The 15,370-nt window shown below is 52.1% G+C and carries 17 protein-coding genes; 9 read left to right on the top strand and 8 right to left on the bottom strand.

Going from position 1 to position 15,370, the window contains the following annotated elements:
* Positions 1-18: 18 nt before the first annotated feature.
* The 8 genes from INT32_RS04490 to INT32_RS04455 all read right to left on the bottom strand — a co-directional run bounded on the left by INT32_RS04490 (position 19) and on the right by INT32_RS04455 (position 7,141).
* Positions 19-354, bottom strand: coding sequence for a hypothetical protein (locus INT32_RS04490; protein ID WP_193087518.1), 336 nt, complete (start codon positions 352-354; stop codon positions 19-21).
* Positions 355-954: 600 nt separating this feature from the next.
* Positions 955-1,854, bottom strand: a complete 900-nt coding sequence (gene trfA / locus INT32_RS04485) for a plasmid replication initiator TrfA (RefSeq protein WP_193087517.1) — start codon at positions 1,852-1,854, stop codon at positions 955-957.
* Positions 1,855-1,881: 27 nt separating this feature from the next.
* Entirely contained in the window at positions 1,882-2,637 is a 756-nt protein-coding gene (locus tag INT32_RS04480; RefSeq protein WP_226816498.1) for a lytic transglycosylase domain-containing protein, read from the bottom strand.
* Positions 2,634-3,053 (bottom strand): hypothetical protein, encoded by a 420-nt coding sequence (locus INT32_RS04475; protein ID WP_193087516.1) that lies wholly within the window; start codon positions 3,051-3,053, stop codon positions 2,634-2,636. The genes INT32_RS04480 and INT32_RS04475 overlap by 4 nt, the downstream gene beginning before the upstream one ends.
* A gap of 49 nt (positions 3,054-3,102) precedes the next feature.
* Positions 3,103-3,699, bottom strand: a complete 597-nt coding sequence (locus INT32_RS04470) for a TrbM/KikA/MpfK family conjugal transfer protein (protein WP_193087515.1) — start codon at positions 3,697-3,699, stop codon at positions 3,103-3,105.
* Positions 3,662-4,429, bottom strand: coding sequence for a conjugal transfer protein TraL (locus tag INT32_RS04465; RefSeq protein WP_193087514.1), 768 nt, complete (start codon positions 4,427-4,429; stop codon positions 3,662-3,664). Before INT32_RS04465 ends, INT32_RS04470 begins: the two co-directional genes overlap by 38 nt.
* 467 nt (positions 4,430-4,896) lie before the next feature.
* Positions 4,897-5,868 (bottom strand): tripartite tricarboxylate transporter substrate binding protein, encoded by a 972-nt coding sequence (locus INT32_RS04460; protein ID WP_193087513.1) that lies wholly within the window; start codon positions 5,866-5,868, stop codon positions 4,897-4,899.
* 58 nt (positions 5,869-5,926) lie between these two features.
* A complete protein-coding gene (locus INT32_RS04455) occupies positions 5,927-7,141 on the bottom strand; it encodes an isochorismate synthase MenF (RefSeq protein ID WP_193087512.1) in 1,215 nt (404 codons plus the stop codon).
* 103 nt (positions 7,142-7,244) lie between these two features.
* Between INT32_RS04455 and INT32_RS04450 the strand changes: the two genes are divergently transcribed.
* From INT32_RS04450 to INT32_RS04410, 9 genes are all read left to right on the top strand, one after another.
* The gene (locus INT32_RS04450) at positions 7,245-7,403 is read left to right on the top strand and encodes a hypothetical protein (RefSeq protein WP_193087511.1); all 159 of its coding nucleotides are present in this window, start codon (positions 7,245-7,247) and stop codon (positions 7,401-7,403) included.
* Between the two features lie 166 nt (positions 7,404-7,569).
* Positions 7,570-7,803, top strand: a complete 234-nt coding sequence (locus tag INT32_RS04445; protein WP_193087510.1) for a hypothetical protein — start codon at positions 7,570-7,572, stop codon at positions 7,801-7,803.
* A 484-nt stretch (positions 7,804-8,287) separates the two neighbouring features.
* The gene (locus tag INT32_RS04440) at positions 8,288-9,511 is read left to right on the top strand and encodes a CaiB/BaiF CoA-transferase family protein (RefSeq protein WP_193087509.1); all 1,224 of its coding nucleotides are present in this window, start codon (positions 8,288-8,290) and stop codon (positions 9,509-9,511) included.
* A 14-nt stretch (positions 9,512-9,525) separates the two neighbouring features.
* Entirely contained in the window at positions 9,526-9,990 is a 465-nt protein-coding gene (locus INT32_RS04435; RefSeq protein ID WP_193087508.1) for a MaoC/PaaZ C-terminal domain-containing protein, read from the top strand.
* A gap of 36 nt (positions 9,991-10,026) precedes the next feature.
* Complete coding sequence (locus INT32_RS04430; RefSeq protein ID WP_193087507.1) at positions 10,027-11,178, top strand: acyl-CoA dehydrogenase family protein; 1,152 nt, start codon at positions 10,027-10,029, stop codon at positions 11,176-11,178.
* 9 nt (positions 11,179-11,187) lie between these two features.
* Complete coding sequence (locus tag INT32_RS04425; protein WP_193087506.1) at positions 11,188-12,219, top strand: acyl-CoA dehydrogenase family protein; 1,032 nt, start codon at positions 11,188-11,190, stop codon at positions 12,217-12,219.
* A 91-nt stretch (positions 12,220-12,310) separates the two neighbouring features.
* The gene (locus tag INT32_RS04420; RefSeq protein ID WP_193087505.1) at positions 12,311-13,297 is read left to right on the top strand and encodes a tripartite tricarboxylate transporter substrate binding protein; all 987 of its coding nucleotides are present in this window, start codon (positions 12,311-12,313) and stop codon (positions 13,295-13,297) included.
* 77 nt (positions 13,298-13,374) lie between these two features.
* Positions 13,375-14,346 (top strand): tripartite tricarboxylate transporter substrate binding protein, encoded by a 972-nt coding sequence (locus INT32_RS04415; protein WP_193087504.1) that lies wholly within the window; start codon positions 13,375-13,377, stop codon positions 14,344-14,346.
* Between the two features lie 114 nt (positions 14,347-14,460).
* A complete protein-coding gene (locus tag INT32_RS04410) occupies positions 14,461-15,354 on the top strand; it encodes a LysR family transcriptional regulator (RefSeq protein ID WP_193087503.1) in 894 nt (297 codons plus the stop codon).
* Positions 15,355-15,370: the final 16 nt, after the last annotated feature.

Genomic DNA, 15,370 nt, shown 5'->3' with positions numbered 1-15,370 from the left:
GATAAACATTCCTTATGCTTAGACGCTAATAGAGCCGCCTTGTGAAAATATCCATGTCGTCACAACAATTGCGGCACCGGCTGCAAACACCCACAAACCGATATGCAACAAATCCATCCACGTCTTGCGGCCACCTGCCCCCTCAAAAATGCACCACAGCACTGTGATGCCGCACATCGTGCCGACGAAAATATAAATTCCATCTCGGATGCCCTCGCCCATGCTATTAATTTCATTGGCAAAACCCTGGGCTATTGCCAGAGGCGAAGCTAGTAACAACGCCACTGTGAAAGCGGCTTCGGCGATACAACGCAGTCTTGTCTTGTGAGGTGCATTGCTGGATACGTGTGTCATCGGTATTTCCTTAAAAATCAAACATGAAGAACAAAAAAACACTCCTCGGAGTGTCATCAGGTACAACAAAGAGCAAGAGTTGCGATGAATGGCAAAGCAGTGGCTTTGGCCATCACTCGACTTCGTTTGTGATTCAAAAAAGCCACTGTCAAATACCAGCGGTCAAAGATCGCGACAAGGCCCGATCCCTATGGTTATATAGGTTATACAAGGTTAATGGGCTCATAACATATTGATAAAACGGGAGAAATCCGGCTTGTTTGACGGTCAAAAATCGCAATATCAACGGTCAAAGATCGCAATTTCAGCGCTCAAAAGTCGCAGCATGTGTGGATAAGTCAGCGCTCAAAGATCGCAGAATGACGGTCAAAAGTCGCACATCGGTGAAAAATCACTGTTTGTGCACAGGGGTTAGATGAAAAAGTCGAATTTTTCTGGATATAACCTGCACCGAAATGAGCCAAAACAGCTTCAGGCGAGATTTTTGACCGCTGGTCCCCTTTTATTCTGACGGTCAAAGATCGCAACGCCGTCATTGCCATCACGACTTATCCACAGCATTGACGGTCAAAAGTCGCAAAGTCTAATTGACGGTGTCACTCACATGAGTGCGCAAGTGCGATCTTTGACCGCTGCTTTTAAGCAATGGATTCGGTCATTTTCGACAAAAATATCAGCCACCCAGCCATTACTTTTTAATTCCTGGCACTTGGACTTGGCAAATGTGCGCGCTCTGGCGGCAGAATCCATCTCAACGCCACACAGATTGACAAAATTCTCGACGCTCAGAGGCAACGGCGTTTTGTGCGAACTCACGTAATCGACCAACCGGCGGGCGGCGGGTGATAGGTTTTTGTAAGCATCCCAGTTATGAGAGGTAAACAAATTGCCTGCAAATAAAAGCATTATTTTTGGGCTCATCCGAACATAGTAGGTATGTTGGTCACCCTTCTCATCGTTGAGGCTGTCATACTCAAGCATACTGAACGAACCGCTCACCCCATAGGCCTTTTTATTAGTGACAAGCACTTCCGTGGCCCGTAAGCGGCTAATGCACTCTCGCAGCCTCTGGTAGGCCGCTCCACTGCGAGGCCAATCCAAATCATGAAGTAACTGGGTCAAATTGAATTCAAACGTGCTTCCCAGATCAACATCTTTTGCATAATGTACCAACTGCATCCAGACCAGCTCATCATCAACCGCCCGTAACTCAAAGCCCGTATATAGTATTTCCACGTCATGCAGATGAAACAGTTTGGTGCGCAGCATATTTTTACGTGGCTGCTTATTATTACGTGCGGTAAATAGTGAACTTCGACAATAGTCGTTGGGCATGTGACGCAAATCCTCGCGTCCCCCGATCGCTGCCGGAAATTGAAATGCCAATTGGCTTTTGCTCTGCGGGTCAATGCCTTTTGACAATAAATAATTCTTTCTGTGTAGCGCTTCTGCTTTGTCCTGCAGCTTCTGCACTTGCACAGGGAGTGTTTCGGTATACATACTCACAGTTACCTCGTTTCTCTTGAATTACCAGTCTGAGAAGGCATCCCAACCGGCTGTCTCGCGTGTCTCATCAACCTTAGTGGCTGCTACCTTGTCAGATTCGTTCCGATTTTTTACCTTTTGGGCTGAACGATTTTTGACCGTCGCCGTCGCCGGTGTGGACAAAGGCGTATTGATACTGATGGCCGGTATTTTGAGTTTTTCATTATCAGAATTTTGTGCAGCGGCCAATTGAATCCGCTTCACATAAGAGGGCTGCCCCTTAAAGTCCTGGGTAAAGCCTGTCCGGAAATTACCGCTGTAATAGCAGGACAGTGCTTTCTGTAGGGCAACCTGAGCGTCTGCAGATCCTGCACGATCAAAACAATCCTCAAGGATCTGCGCGCCCGTTTTCAAGTTCTGACAAGGGTCAAACACCGTTTCATATGACAGACCGAATCGGGACAGATTGTGTTTATTAATCTGAGCCAAGCCCATGCTGAAATTCTTACCGGACTTATGCAACGCCTTCGCAGTCGCGACTGCCTCCTCCAGTGTTTGAGGCTGGGCGACTATTCCACCCACCACACCGATGGCATAGGGGTTAAAATGACTCTCCGTTCGGGCCAGTGCCTGAAGCGTACTGATATGCACGGCGGGTGCGCATTTAGCTGCCAACTGATTAAATGTCAGTGCCTCGGACTCATTCTGCGTGGCACCCTCGTCCTTGGCAGCCTGAGCCGGACGCCATAAGCATAATCCAACCAGCATAGCCACTATCGTGGTATTGATTCCATTCATTGCCATCCTCTCATTTGTAGAAACACCGAGCCGATACCCAGCGTCAATAAAACAGCCAACATCAGGAAGACGACGACCTGTTGCCTCAGGCGCTGTATGCGGTCCAAAACCTTACGCTGCACCCGGTTTTCGACCTGGAGAGCAATCTGCTGGTTTTTAGCAAGCAACTCCGCCACCACCCGCTCCCGGTACTGGACAAGCTCGGAATACATCGAATCGATCTTGATCTGACGCTCGTCAAGTTGTGCGAAGAACGCTTTGTTTTGGTTGCTGCGGTCAGAGCTTTGTTTCTCTAACGCGCGCTGCAGGCGCTGTTCTTGCAACAAGATCACGGCAAACAAGGGGTCATCGGGCGACAGTTTGACTTTTGTCAGAGCAAAGACTTCATTAACCAGCTCATCTTTCCTGGTCTGCATACTGACCTCCCTCCAACAAAAAGCCGGTCACGAGACCGGCACCATCAAACTACTGAATTGGAGGATCAATGAAATGACCGTCCTCTTTTTCTATTCCGATATAAATCGGGATCACCCCTTGCGTGTACTCGTTCTCGTCGTACACTTTGCAATAGCCCGGCAACTGGTTTCTGACGTATTCCACCCGTTCGATACGAACCGTATCATCGTCGCGTGACCACTTGTTCCAGCCCTTATCAACCGTTGTTTTCTCGTAATAAGCCTTGTTTAGGTTGTTCAAATAGGCGGCATCGCAATTGCCTGCACCCCTGGCAATGGCATTGACCAAAGCTGGCATATTGTTTTCCACATTATGAGATGTTGGGCACAGATTCAAGAAATCTCTGCGAGCCTCGAATGTCTTGTCAGGACGGGTGAATTTAATGGAAAAGTATTTATTCAAATACTCATTGCACTCACTTTCTCCACGGCCAGCACCACTGGCAAGGCATAGCACGGCGCCGCAGGCCAGTCGCTCGTCCCCTTGGGATTCTTCTGCGTCTTGGGCATAGGCCGGCCATAAAAAAACCGCCCAATTGGCGGCTATCACTACAATAAGCGCTGGCACGCTATGCCTGACGCTCTTTCTCCACGATTTGGGATTCATTTTTCTCTCCGAAATTAATAGCGTCTAATTGCTCGTATATACCGCGCTTAAACATCAAAATCCGTTGTTTGCTCATTATGAAGAACTTGTCCGATTGCGTGACCTCGTCAAAGGTGAGGTTCTGAGCAGTCATACTACGAATATCCATGCCAAACGTATCCTTAGAACGATCTGGAATATCAACTATTCCGCAAATCAACGCTTTGTTACTTTTATAGACACCCATGTCTTGAAACCCCTGGACATTATCGACAACTTGACCCTGAAAATTGTTTAGCCAGACAACCGTTTGGGTTTTCAATGATTTCAGGACCTTAGCAAGTGCTAAAATCGTATCGCCAAATGCCTGGCCACCCTGTAATGGCACATGGCAATAGACTGTGGTGCCTGCTTCGCGCAAAAAGTCCACAACACCATTCTCATTCATATAAGCAAGCAGTGGAATGAAAGAAGTTGACCCATTATCGATAATCCGGATTCCGTCAACAGAAATGAGTTTTTCCACCAAAGGGTCAAACTGCCTGGCATCGATCTCGTTCTTTTTATTTAGGATATTGATAAGCTCCACTTTCAAAGCAGCAATCTGGCTGAAACTCCTATTTACCGGATCCGTATCAAAACAATGTACCGGGTCCACGTTTTTTTCTAAATAGTATTGGGCAAGGATAGAGGAAATAAAGGTTTTGCCAACGCCTCCCTTCCCTTGGATAACGATATGAACTGATCTCATATAATCCCTTAAAATAATAACGAATTCGTAACAAAATAATCTCTTACGCGCTTCGGTTCTCTGATATTTTCACGATCAGTACTATCGAAAACTGTACTATTGCGGGAAATCGCAGTGTTAAAAATCAGGAACTTACAACAACTGTATATCTCGATTTATAGTACAGTTGTATCCAGCCAACTCATTGAATTTAAAAAACAAATACCCGCATAGACAATCCGGCTACGAACCAAGGGGTCGTGGGTTCAAATCCTGCCGGGCGCGCCACATTACTTAGGGTCTCCATATGGAGACCTTTTGTTTTTTGTACGCGCTGGATTACCGCGCCACTGAATCGTGATATAGAAATTGCCCGGGACATCGGCATTACCACCATTAAACTTGGTTTTTCGCGAATACAAGTTTAATGAATACCGCTTGTCCCCCTTTTATGATGAAGAGCCCGAGCCAGAGCCCGGCCCATCACCTTAATTCACACTCAGATTCAATCGCTTAATGATCGGTCCCCAGCGCTTGAGCTCCTCGTCCATATAGCGGGCAAACTCTTCCGGCTGATTACCCACAGGCAGCATGTATTGCGCCTTCAGGCGCTGCTGCACGTTTGGATCATGGATTGCCGCAATCAGTGCATCGGTCAGGGTTTGTCGGACATCGTCCGGCATGCCGGCAGGCGCGACAAAGCCTATCCAGCCTGATCCTTCAATGTCTTTTACTCCCTGCTCGGCAAGCGTCGGAATATTCGGAAACATATCCGTAGATTCATTGAACACAACTGCCAATGCGCGCAACCGTCTGTCGTTCACCATGGGCATGACAGCAATCGGTGGAAGTGCCGCAAACTGCCCATCGCCTGACAGCAGGGAGGACAGCGCCGCCGGTGAAGACGCATATGGGACATGAACAGCCTTTCCACCCACACGTTGCAGAAGTAACTCGACTGACAAATGCGCGATCGTGCCTGTTCCGGTCGAAGGAAAATTGTATTGCGACTTCGGATTACGCATGGCCTCAAGCAATTGCGGCAGTGTCTTGATGGGAGAGTTTGCCGGCACGACCAGCACGTTTGGCTGGTGCACAGCCAACGTCAGCGGCACCAGGTCCTTTTTGGGATCGTAGGGTAAGTCCTTGTAGATAAGCGTGTTGTTGACCAGCGGGCCGGTAATGGATACGCCAAAGGTATAACCGTCGGGTTTGGACTTGGCGATCACATTGGTTCCCAGATTGCCGCTGGCACCAGGACGATTCTGTATCACGATGGGTTGACCCAGTGTCTTGCTTGCCTGCTCGGAAATGACGCGCGCCATTTGATCGGGACTGGAACCGGGACCGAACGGCACGACAAGCGTCAAGGGACGCTCTGGCCAGGATCCTGCTGCCATGGAAATTGTCGAGATACTAAGTGCAATGGCGGAAAATCCCGCTTGAAACCATCTACGCATTCTGCGTTCTCCTTTTATTGTAAAAATATGGCTTTGAATAACGAGTAAACAAACGGAATCAACGAATGGCTCGCATGAAGGTTTCCATTTTGGTGGCCGTTTCAACAATTTCATGATTGGGATCGGATCCGGTCACAATACCCGCTCCGGCAAACAGCCGCAATTTGTCTTCACCTGTATGCAGTGCGCATCGCAAGGACAATGCCCATTCACCATCTCCATCGGCCTGCTGCCACCCCACCAACCCGGCAAAGTAACTACGATCGAATGGCTCCAATTGGGCCAAGTGCGAGAACGCCGTTGCTGTCGGATAACCGCAGATGGCAGGAGTTGGGTGCAGCGCACAGGCCAGTTCCAGCGCGGACATGGCAGGATTACGCAGCCGACCTGTAATGTAGGTCGATAAATGCCACAGTGTATCGGTGCCAATGACCGAAGGACCCTCAGGGATGTCCAGATCAACGCAATGCTCTTGCAGGATACGCACGATATCATTGACAACGTAGGAATGTTCGCGCAGATCCTTTTCCGACATGGCTAAGCCATCCCGCAGCAGTTGATCCTTTGACGGATCCTGATTGCGGCCGATCGAACCGGCCAGCGGATTCACATGTATCGTATCTCCTACACGGCGCACCAGGAGTTCCGGGCTGGCACCTACCATCATGCCGGCAGGAACCGTCTGGTCATCGTCTTCCCATACGGGGATGGCGAACGTATAGCCGAGTGCGTTGCGTGAAAGCAGATCTGGCAGAAGACGCGAATAGTCCAGCGGACGATCAAGGGTGACCTCCATGGTGCGCGCCAATACAATCTTGCGCAAGCCGTCTTCCGACATAAGGCCAAGCGCCTTGCGCACCATATCACCGTAATATTCGGGTTCAGGGACGGGCTTCTGAGCCGCAATTTGTGGCCTGCCGCTGGCTTCGGAACGTTTGACCTGCTCAGCGGGGATAGACGCGCTGTCTACGTGCGAAGCAATTGCCAGGCTGGCACGGCGGCTCACATCAAATGGCACCAATCCAAACATGACAGGCTCTGCCACACCATGCTTGCGCGCCTTATCGAACAGGGCATTCACCGTTTCTGCATTCGCCGGCTGATAAGCTACGGCAGCCACATCGTGGCGGCTTGCTCTCCATTGTCGCTGAGGAGACGCAAAGAAAAAATCGCCGATTCGAAAATCATTAATAAGCCATTGCCCTACTGACCCGTTCGACGCTATTTCGTCATTTGTATTTGCTGCTGCCGAAATATCTGGCTCCCTGGACATATCAATACCTGTAACAGTCGATTAAAAACACTGTACATTAGCACAAAAGCCTGCATCATGCTTGGGCTTGCGGCGCAGTCCGGCCCATCAGATCCGCGGTTTCATGGAGCGCAATTCAATCGCCGCCAGCGTCACGCTGCTCCATACTCTGCCGGCCATGTCTGTCGCTCCGGAGATGACAAAGCAACGGGTTGAACAGATCGCTCCTGAACTGCTCACAGTTGTCGGACAGCTCGTGATGGATCCCGATATCAACAACTGAATCATCAACCACAACCGGTCAACGGCGTCTGGCGACAAGCTTCGCAGTCAACTACGCTCCAGCGGCTCAATACGCTCGCCAAGCTCCAGAGAATGCCGCCTCACTCAGCGCCGTTTTCCCGCTTTATCCACCCATAAATCCTGGCGTTTGGCAGACATGCTATAAAATGGCCGTTGCACCTCTTTCGGAGAAGGAAGCATGTCTGTTCAAACGTTTAGCCGATGCGCCGTTGTCTTGTCTCTCGCCGTCTTTATTGCTGGCTGCGGTGGAGGCGCCAATAAAAAGCCTGTCGCTGCCGATCGCCACAACGATTGCAAGTGGCATCGCAGCAGTTGTCTGTATGAAGGCTCATATGAGCCGGGAGAGCGGGACTACGCAGAACAAGAAGCCAAACGCCTGAATGAGGCCCAATCTATCAGGTTGGTTCACAGCTCCTGGCAGTGATCGTAGAACCGCCCCGCGCCTTGTCCCTGTCCTGTAGGCAATGAAATCATTGCGGATAACATTGGCACTGGTCTTGAAAAAGCGCTATTGAAACATGCCCGTATGTTCACCCCTTGCGAACACACTTAGCATAACCTTGCGCGCTTGCACTGAAAATCACAATTACAATCGCCATTGCCTGTTGCGGCTTATTTCGCACAACCACCCTGTTGACATGTACGCCATACGCAAGGCCAAGTGACAATCTTGCCAGTGCGTCCGGGCAGCGGCTTCACGCCGGGCAATACTTTCAACTATCCAATCTAATGCTAATGCAGCCCAATCGCTGAGCAGAATCTGTGTGCGTTTATGATACCGATTTAATATCAAATAATCTATTTTTAATATTGGACCAATATCGTATTTATGCTTATGCTTTTCCTTATTCGGAAAATCATAATATGAACGACATCACATCCTCTCCCAGCGCATTGGCCGGTATTACCATTGTTGACCTGACCTCCGTGGTCTTTGGTCCGTACGCCTCTCTGATCCTGGCCGACTATGGTGCCACGGTGATCAAAGTTGAACCGCTACAGGGCGATTCCACACGGTATACCGGACCAGCCTACCAGGAAGGTTTGTCCGCCGTTTTTCTGGGTTCCAACAGAAACAAGAAAAGTATCGCAATCAACATCAAAACCTCGGAAGGGCTCGAGGTGCTGCAGCGATTACTGGAACACGCAGATGTCTTCATGCATAGCATCCGTCCCCAGAAACTGAATAAGCTGGGACTGGATCCGGCCACACTGACACGGCGCAATCCGAAACTGATCTACGCAGCGCTACTGGGTTACGGATCAAATGGCGCTTATAGCGGCATGCCGGCGTATGACGATATTATTCAGGGCTTGTCCGGCATACCGGATCTGATCAGGCAACAGACCGGCGCCGTGCGCTATATGCCGATCATTGCCGCCGATAAAACCTGCGCCCTGATGGCTGCCCACGCGATTCTGGCCGCCCTCTTCCAGCGCGAGCGCGATGGCCGCGGGCAACTGATCGAAATCCCGATGTTCGAATCCATGGTCTCGTATGTGCTGGTTGAACATTTCTACGGACGTCATCTGGCCGACAAGGATCTGGACGCGGGTTATGTCCGGGTGCTGTCCGAATGGCGCCGACCATACCAGACCACAGATGGCCATATTTGCATGATGCCCTATACCGATGAGCACTGGAAGCGGTTCTTTATAGAATCGGGCCATGGCAAACTGGCGCAGGACAGCCGCTTTCACAGCATCAGTGCACGCACACAGAATATCAACCAGCTGTATGAGCTGACTGGCAGCATCGTTAAAAATCAGTCCACCGCACATTGGTTGCAATTTTGCGATGAGCAGGAAATTCCTGCGGCACGTATCAATACGCTCAACGAGCTGGAGCAGGATCCCCATTTGCAGTCTGCGGGCTTTTTTTCGGAGCTGACCGACCAGGGTCACCGTTACCGCTTCACAAACAATCCGGTCAGCCTGTCAAACTCACAAGTGCCATTGAAAATGCCGCCGCGGCTTGGCGAACACACCCAGGAAATTCTGGATCAGCTGAGCTATTCGCAACAACAAATCAATCATTTACGTGAGCAACATATTGTGGGCGCTGACCAGCCGGACCAAACCACTTAACAGGAGTATAAAAAATGCAAAACGACCCAAAAATACTGGGCATGGGATTTTACTGGCAGGATCTGCAAGTGGGACAAAAGTTTGTTACCTTCAAGCGGACCATCACCGAAACCGATATCATCAATTTTATCAGTTGCACCGGCATGCTCGAAACCATCTTCATAGACAAGACCTTCGATGCCGGCGCCATATCGGGCAGGCCCGTGCCCGGTGCGCTTACCTACGGCATCATTGAAGGCATTCTCATGCAATCAATGGTCCAGGGCACCGGCCTTGCCTTGCTCGAAGTGCATAAAAAGATGCTGGCGCCGGTCATCGCCGGCGACACCGTTCATGCAGATGTCCTGGTCACCGGTATCAAACCGACCAGCAAGCAGAATCGCGCCGTCGTCGATACTCACATTGACATCAAAAATCAACACGATGTGGTCGTAATCAGTTATGACGTAAAGCGGATGCTGGCTGGCCGCCCGCAATAATTCAGACATGACATCGGCAAAACAGAGCGAGCAACTATGCTGACAAATCTTGAACTTGCCCGGCTGCCAGACCAGGACGAAAACGTACGGCAACCGATTCGCGCATTCATCCAGGAAAATACGCAGCACATGACTGCGTTTGACCGCGCCCGGTCATGGATGGGATTCGATGCTGATTTCAGCAAAAAGCTCGCGCAGCAAGGCTGGCTGGGCCTTACCCTGCCGCAGCAATATGGAGGCGCCGACAAAGGCTACTTCACCCGTTTCGTGGTATCCGAAGAATTGCTGGGCGTCGGCGCGCCCGTATCGGCACACTGGATTGCCGACCGGCAAAGCGGCCCGTTGATCCTGCGTTATGGCACCCAGGCACAACGCGATTTCTATCTGCCTAAAATCTGTCGGGCCGAAGCCTTCTTTTGTATTGGCATGAGCGAACCCGACTCGGGATCCGATCTGGCCAGCATCCGTACTCGGGCCATAAAAAATGATGATGGATGGACGCTCAATGGCAGCAAAATCTGGACCACCAATGCCCAGCACTCGCATTACATGATCGCATTGGTGCGCAGCAGTGGCACCGCCCAGGAAAAGCACAAAGGCCTCTCACAATTTATTATCGACCTGAGCCTGCCAGGCATCACCATCCGGCCCATTCATGACCTGGCCGGCGATGCCCACTTCTCGGAAGTATTTTTTACAGACGTACAGTTGACGCCAGAAGCTTTGATCGGCCAGGAAGGCGCGGGCTGGGAGCAGGTCAATGCAGAATTGGCTTTCGAGCGCAGCGGACCGGAACGCCTGTATTCCAGCATGGCATTGGTCGAATGCTTTATCCGCGAGTGTCGTCAACAGGATTGGGGCAGCCCGGTTATTCAAAGCACGGTGGGCGAAATCACAGCGCGCCTGGCGGTGTTGCGCACCATGTCACTTGCGGTGACAGCAAAACTGGCCAATGGACAGAATCCGGCGCTTGAAGCCACGCTGGTCAAGGATTACGGCACTTCGCTCGAGCAGGACATTCCCAAACTGATCGACCGGTGCCTTGGCCTGTATCCCGCTCACATGCCCTCGACAGAACTGATCAATACACTGTCGTTCGTCAGCCAGATTTGCCCGAGCTACTCGCTACGTGGCGGTACGCGCGAAATATTGCGCGGCATTATCGCACGAGGCCTGGGCTTGCGCTAAGGAAACAACATGGACACATTACTCGAAGATGCCCTTGGCGAGCTGTTTCGGCACGTAACGTCAGGCGCATCGCCTGGCCTGGAAATCACGGCGGATCAGCACAAGAAAATATCAAATGAAATTTACGCCAGTGGCTTTGCCGACCTGCTGCTGCCGCAAGCGGCCGGTGGCAGCGGCATCAGCCTGTATGAGGCGGTTGCATTGCTGAAGATGGAAGGGTATTACAACGTGCCCATACCTTTTGCTCAGACCGTGGTCACACGTGTTTGGGCACACACGCACAGTGTGGATCTACCGGAAGGCTCGTTCAGCTACGCCAGTTCGGCGCTTCAGATTGATGCACAGACCCGTTCGGCCACATTGCACAAGGCCTGGCATGGTCACTGGGTTGATCACATGCTGATCGCCACGGACCAGCAATGCTTCCTGGCGCACAGCCATAATCGTCGGATTTTGCAAGCCTACCATGGCGGCCTGTTCGCAGCCGTGGCCTGGCCGACTCAGGGCCTGAGCAGACTCGATCTGCGCGAGCAGGCAACGCACGACCTATTTCATTTGAGTGTCTTTGCCATGCTGGCAGCGACCGTGGGTGCCATGGAAAAAACCTTCGAACTCACGCTGGAATATGCTGCCCAGCGCCAGCAATTTGGCCGGCCGGTAAGCAAATTTCAGGCCGTGCAGCACCAGATCAGCGAAATGGCCGAACACGTGTGCGCTGCCGATATGGCATTGCAGATGGCGGCCGCCACTGACGGCAGCGCCCAGACTGCCCCTGGCTCCCGAGCGCTTGCCATCGCGCAATTTCAAATCGCACATATCGCAGACAGAATCGCCGATATCGCACATGCAATACACGGCGCAATCGGCATCAGCCAGGAATACCCCCTGCATCACTACACCCGCAGAATCCGGGAATGCAAGTCCTGCTTCGGCTCAGCCCAATACTGGGCGGCTGAAATCGGGCAACACATCCTGCACAAAAACAATGACACGCTTTTCGCATTCCTGACTTCGGCCCAGGATGAACAAAGGACAGGCTAGATACCGGTTCCAGCGAACCGGCTCGCCAAATAAAGTCTGGCCGTAAGCACGCTCACGCAGGTGCAGTCCACAATCACATGAGGAGACAATCATGTATTTCTGCAACACCCGCAAATCCGCCGCAGCCCTGCTTCTTGGCTGCACCCTGACCAGCCTTTGCAGCGCAGCCGCTACAACCGATGTCACATGGCCACGACAGCCGGTTACCATGGTGGTCCCCTTTCCACCGGGTGGCCCAACCGACATCGTGGCAAGGCAATTGGCAAAGCAGCTGGCGCAACGTCTTGAGCAACCGTTCGTGGTGGAAAACCGCGGCGGCGCCAATGCGACCATCGGCATGCAACATGTGGCCACCGCCAAACCCGATGGCTACACCATCCTGTACAACACATCCTCCATTGCCTTGAGCCCCGCTCTGTACCCGGATTTGTCATATGACCCCACGACGGCATTCGATCCCGTATCGACAACGGCCAATGTGCCAATGGTCGTGCTAGTCAATCCAAAGATACCGGTAAACAATCTGGAACAGCTCAAGGCACATGTGATCGCACACAAGACGAGTTATGCCTCCAGCGGAATGGGCAACATTACCCACCTGGGCGGTTTTTTGCTTAACAAAGGGCTCGACATCAAGGCATTGCATGTGCCATACAAGGGCAGCGCTCCGGCTATGGTCGATTTGATGGGCGGCCAGGTAGATTACATGGTCAATACACTAAATGATTCCCTATCGGCCATTCGCGGCAAAAAAGTGAAGATACTGGCACTGGCAAGTCTGCAGCGCAACGAGCAGGTGTTGCCCGGCGTGCCGACGGTAGACGAAGCGGGCGTTAAAGGCTTTGAGATTGGCGCCTGGCAAGGCGTCGTAGTGCCACGCGGCACCCCACAGCCGATTATCGACAAATTGAACAAAACTATCCGGGACACACTGGACTCACCCGACTTCAAAGCAACCCTGCAAAAACAGGGCACAGATACGCTTGGCTCAACGCCCCAGGCGTACCGCCAGTTTATCCTGCAGGAAACCAAACGCTGGAAACAGGTGGTGCAGGAAGCCGGCGTCAAATCCAATTAAAGTGGCCTGGCTGTCGATTCTACAATCGACAGCCAGCATACACGTCATGACATTCAACATAGAATGATGGAGACAACATGAAAAAATCCCCCTCAGCAGCGCTTTGGGTCGCAGCCGTACTCACCGCAGCGATTGTCCCGGTAGCCGGATGGGCAGCCTATCCGGAAAAACCCATCAAAATGATCGTCTCATTTCCTCCGGGCAGCGGGACCGATACCAATGCCCGTTATGCGGCAAAAAACATGTCGGAAAAACTCGGTGTGCCTGTCATGGTGGAAAACAAGCCCGGTGGCAACAGTTTCATCGCCGCCGAAGCCGTTGCCAGTGCAAAGCCGGATGGTTATACCCTGCTGTTTGCCAGCAACTCGCCCGTTGCCACCAATGTAGCGATGTTCAAGTCCCTGCCCTATGACCCCGTCAAGGGCCTGACACCGCTGGCCAAACTCAGCTTTGGAGCAATGGGCGTGGCCGTCAATGCCTCTGCACCTTATTCATCGATTCCGCAATTGCTCGAGTATGCCAAAAAACATCCCGGAAAAATGAACTATGGTAGCGGCAGCGCTTCCTATCGAATTGCCACTGAATTATTTCTGTCCATGGCGCAGATTACCGCCAGACAAATTCCTTATAAGGGCGCATCCCCAGCGCTCACGGACCTGGCCTCGGGCCAGGTGGATTTTGTATTTGCCGACTATGGCGCCATACTGCCGCTGGCCAACGCAGGCAAAGTCAAAATCATTGCCGTCACCGGCACCGATCGCCTGGCCACGGCCCCATCCATTCCCACCCTGAAGGAACTGGGCTATACGGACTATTACATGGTCAACTGGACAGCGGCTTTCGGCCCCGCCGGCTTAACCGAGAATGTGCGCGACCTGCTAAGCAAAACGCTGGAGGACATTTATCGAACTGACGATGCCAAAGCTTTTCTGGCGAAAATAAACTGGGAAGCCTTCCCCGGCGACTCGGGTGATCTGGCCCGCTTTCAGCGCACCGAAATTGAGCGCTGGTCCAAGGCGGCAGCACGTGCGGGCATTGCCAAACAGTAAGCTTGCCGGCGCAGCATCAGCCATAGTCCTGCCAAGCTTGATAAAATCGGTCAGACTGTTCCGGTAATGCGTACCGGCAACACCCCTACGTATGCGATTATCAGGATATTCAAATTGGAACTGCGCCGTATCAGACATTTTGTCGTGCTAGCCGAAACGCTGAACTTTCACAAGGCAGCCGAAAAATTGCATATTGCCCAGCCCCCGCTTTCGGTCTCTATCCAGAAACTCGAAGCCGAACTGGGGCTTACGCTGTTTCATCGCAATCCCAAAGGCGTGTCGCTCACAGAAGAAGGCGCCCACATTCTGCCGCTGTCGATCCGTCTTTTGCAGGCTGCCGAGCAAGTGGAACAAACGGCACTTGAAATCCGCGAGGGCACCAACGGCTCTTTGCGTATCGGCATAGTTGGCTCGACCACCCAGCAGTTGTTTCAGAAGCTGGTATCGGCATTTCGTACGTCATATCCCAAAATTTCGCTCTCTTTCAGCGAAGCTACCTCGACACAAATCGTGCAAGCTGTCAGTTCGGGCAAGCTCGATATCGGGCTTATCAGGACCCCGATATTGGCCAGCGCCGATGTCAATATGCAAATTCTGGAGAACGATCATTTCATTCTGGCGCTGCCCGAGGGGCACGCATTGGCCAACCAGCCGGTACGGCTGAGCGATCTGGCCGACACCCCGTTCATCGTCTATTCGTCCGAGCATGCTCGCGGCCTGCATTATGCGATGATGGCCGCATGCCAGTCGGCCGGCTTCTCGCCAAAGGTATCCCAGGTTGCCGTACAGGTGCAGACGGTCCTATCGCTGGTCGAAAGCAATTTTGGTCTGGCCCTGGTGCCGTCAGTGATGGAGAATATCAACCGCTATCGCATCATCTACAAACGGCTTGAAGATGAATCGACCGTCAAGCGCATTGGCTACGGATTGGTATACAGGCAGGAAACCGAATCGATGGCCACCTCCAGATTCCGGGCGCTGGCCTCGGATATGTCGGTTCGTACATGAGCGCCATATACTGCAG

This window comes from Advenella sp. FME57 (assembly GCF_014897675.1).
Classification (GTDB): domain Bacteria; phylum Pseudomonadota; class Gammaproteobacteria; order Burkholderiales; family Burkholderiaceae_B; genus Advenella.
The sequence above is the reverse complement of the archived record's forward strand: the minus strand, read 5'-3'. Positions and strand labels throughout refer to the sequence as shown.

Bases quoted from the DNA above. Each gene is read 5' to 3' on its own strand.
- INT32_RS04450 (WP_193087511.1), top strand. From the start codon at position 7,245: ATGGAGCGCAATTCAATCGCCGCCAGCGTCACGCTGCTCCATACTCTG.
- trfA (WP_193087517.1), bottom strand. From the start codon at position 1,854: ATGTATACCGAAACACTCCCTGTGCAAGTGCAGAAGCTGCAGGACAAA.
- INT32_RS04445 (WP_193087510.1), top strand. From the start codon at position 7,570: ATGGCCGTTGCACCTCTTTCGGAGAAGGAAGCATGTCTGTTCAAACGT.
- INT32_RS04475 (WP_193087516.1), bottom strand. From the start codon at position 3,053: ATGCAGACCAGGAAAGATGAGCTGGTTAATGAAGTCTTTGCTCTGACA.
- INT32_RS04465 (WP_193087514.1), bottom strand. From the start codon at position 4,429: ATGAGATCAGTTCATATCGTTATCCAAGGGAAGGGAGGCGTTGGCAAA.
- INT32_RS04455 (WP_193087512.1), bottom strand. From the start codon at position 7,141: ATGTCCAGGGAGCCAGATATTTCGGCAGCAGCAAATACAAATGACGAA.
- INT32_RS04440 (WP_193087509.1), top strand. From the start codon at position 8,288: ATGAACGACATCACATCCTCTCCCAGCGCATTGGCCGGTATTACCATT.
- INT32_RS04470 (WP_193087515.1), bottom strand. From the start codon at position 3,699: ATGAATCCCAAATCGTGGAGAAAGAGCGTCAGGCATAGCGTGCCAGCG.
- INT32_RS04490 (WP_193087518.1), bottom strand. From the start codon at position 354: ATGACACACGTATCCAGCAATGCACCTCACAAGACAAGACTGCGTTGT.
- INT32_RS04460 (WP_193087513.1), bottom strand. From the start codon at position 5,868: ATGCGTAGATGGTTTCAAGCGGGATTTTCCGCCATTGCACTTAGTATC.
- INT32_RS04420 (WP_193087505.1), top strand. From the start codon at position 12,311: ATGTATTTCTGCAACACCCGCAAATCCGCCGCAGCCCTGCTTCTTGGC.
- INT32_RS04430 (WP_193087507.1), top strand. From the start codon at position 10,027: ATGCTGACAAATCTTGAACTTGCCCGGCTGCCAGACCAGGACGAAAAC.
- INT32_RS04425 (WP_193087506.1), top strand. From the start codon at position 11,188: ATGGACACATTACTCGAAGATGCCCTTGGCGAGCTGTTTCGGCACGTA.
- INT32_RS04435 (WP_193087508.1), top strand. From the start codon at position 9,526: ATGCAAAACGACCCAAAAATACTGGGCATGGGATTTTACTGGCAGGAT.
- INT32_RS04480 (WP_226816498.1), bottom strand. From the start codon at position 2,637: ATGAATGGAATCAATACCACGATAGTGGCTATGCTGGTTGGATTATGC.
- INT32_RS04415 (WP_193087504.1), top strand. From the start codon at position 13,375: ATGAAAAAATCCCCCTCAGCAGCGCTTTGGGTCGCAGCCGTACTCACC.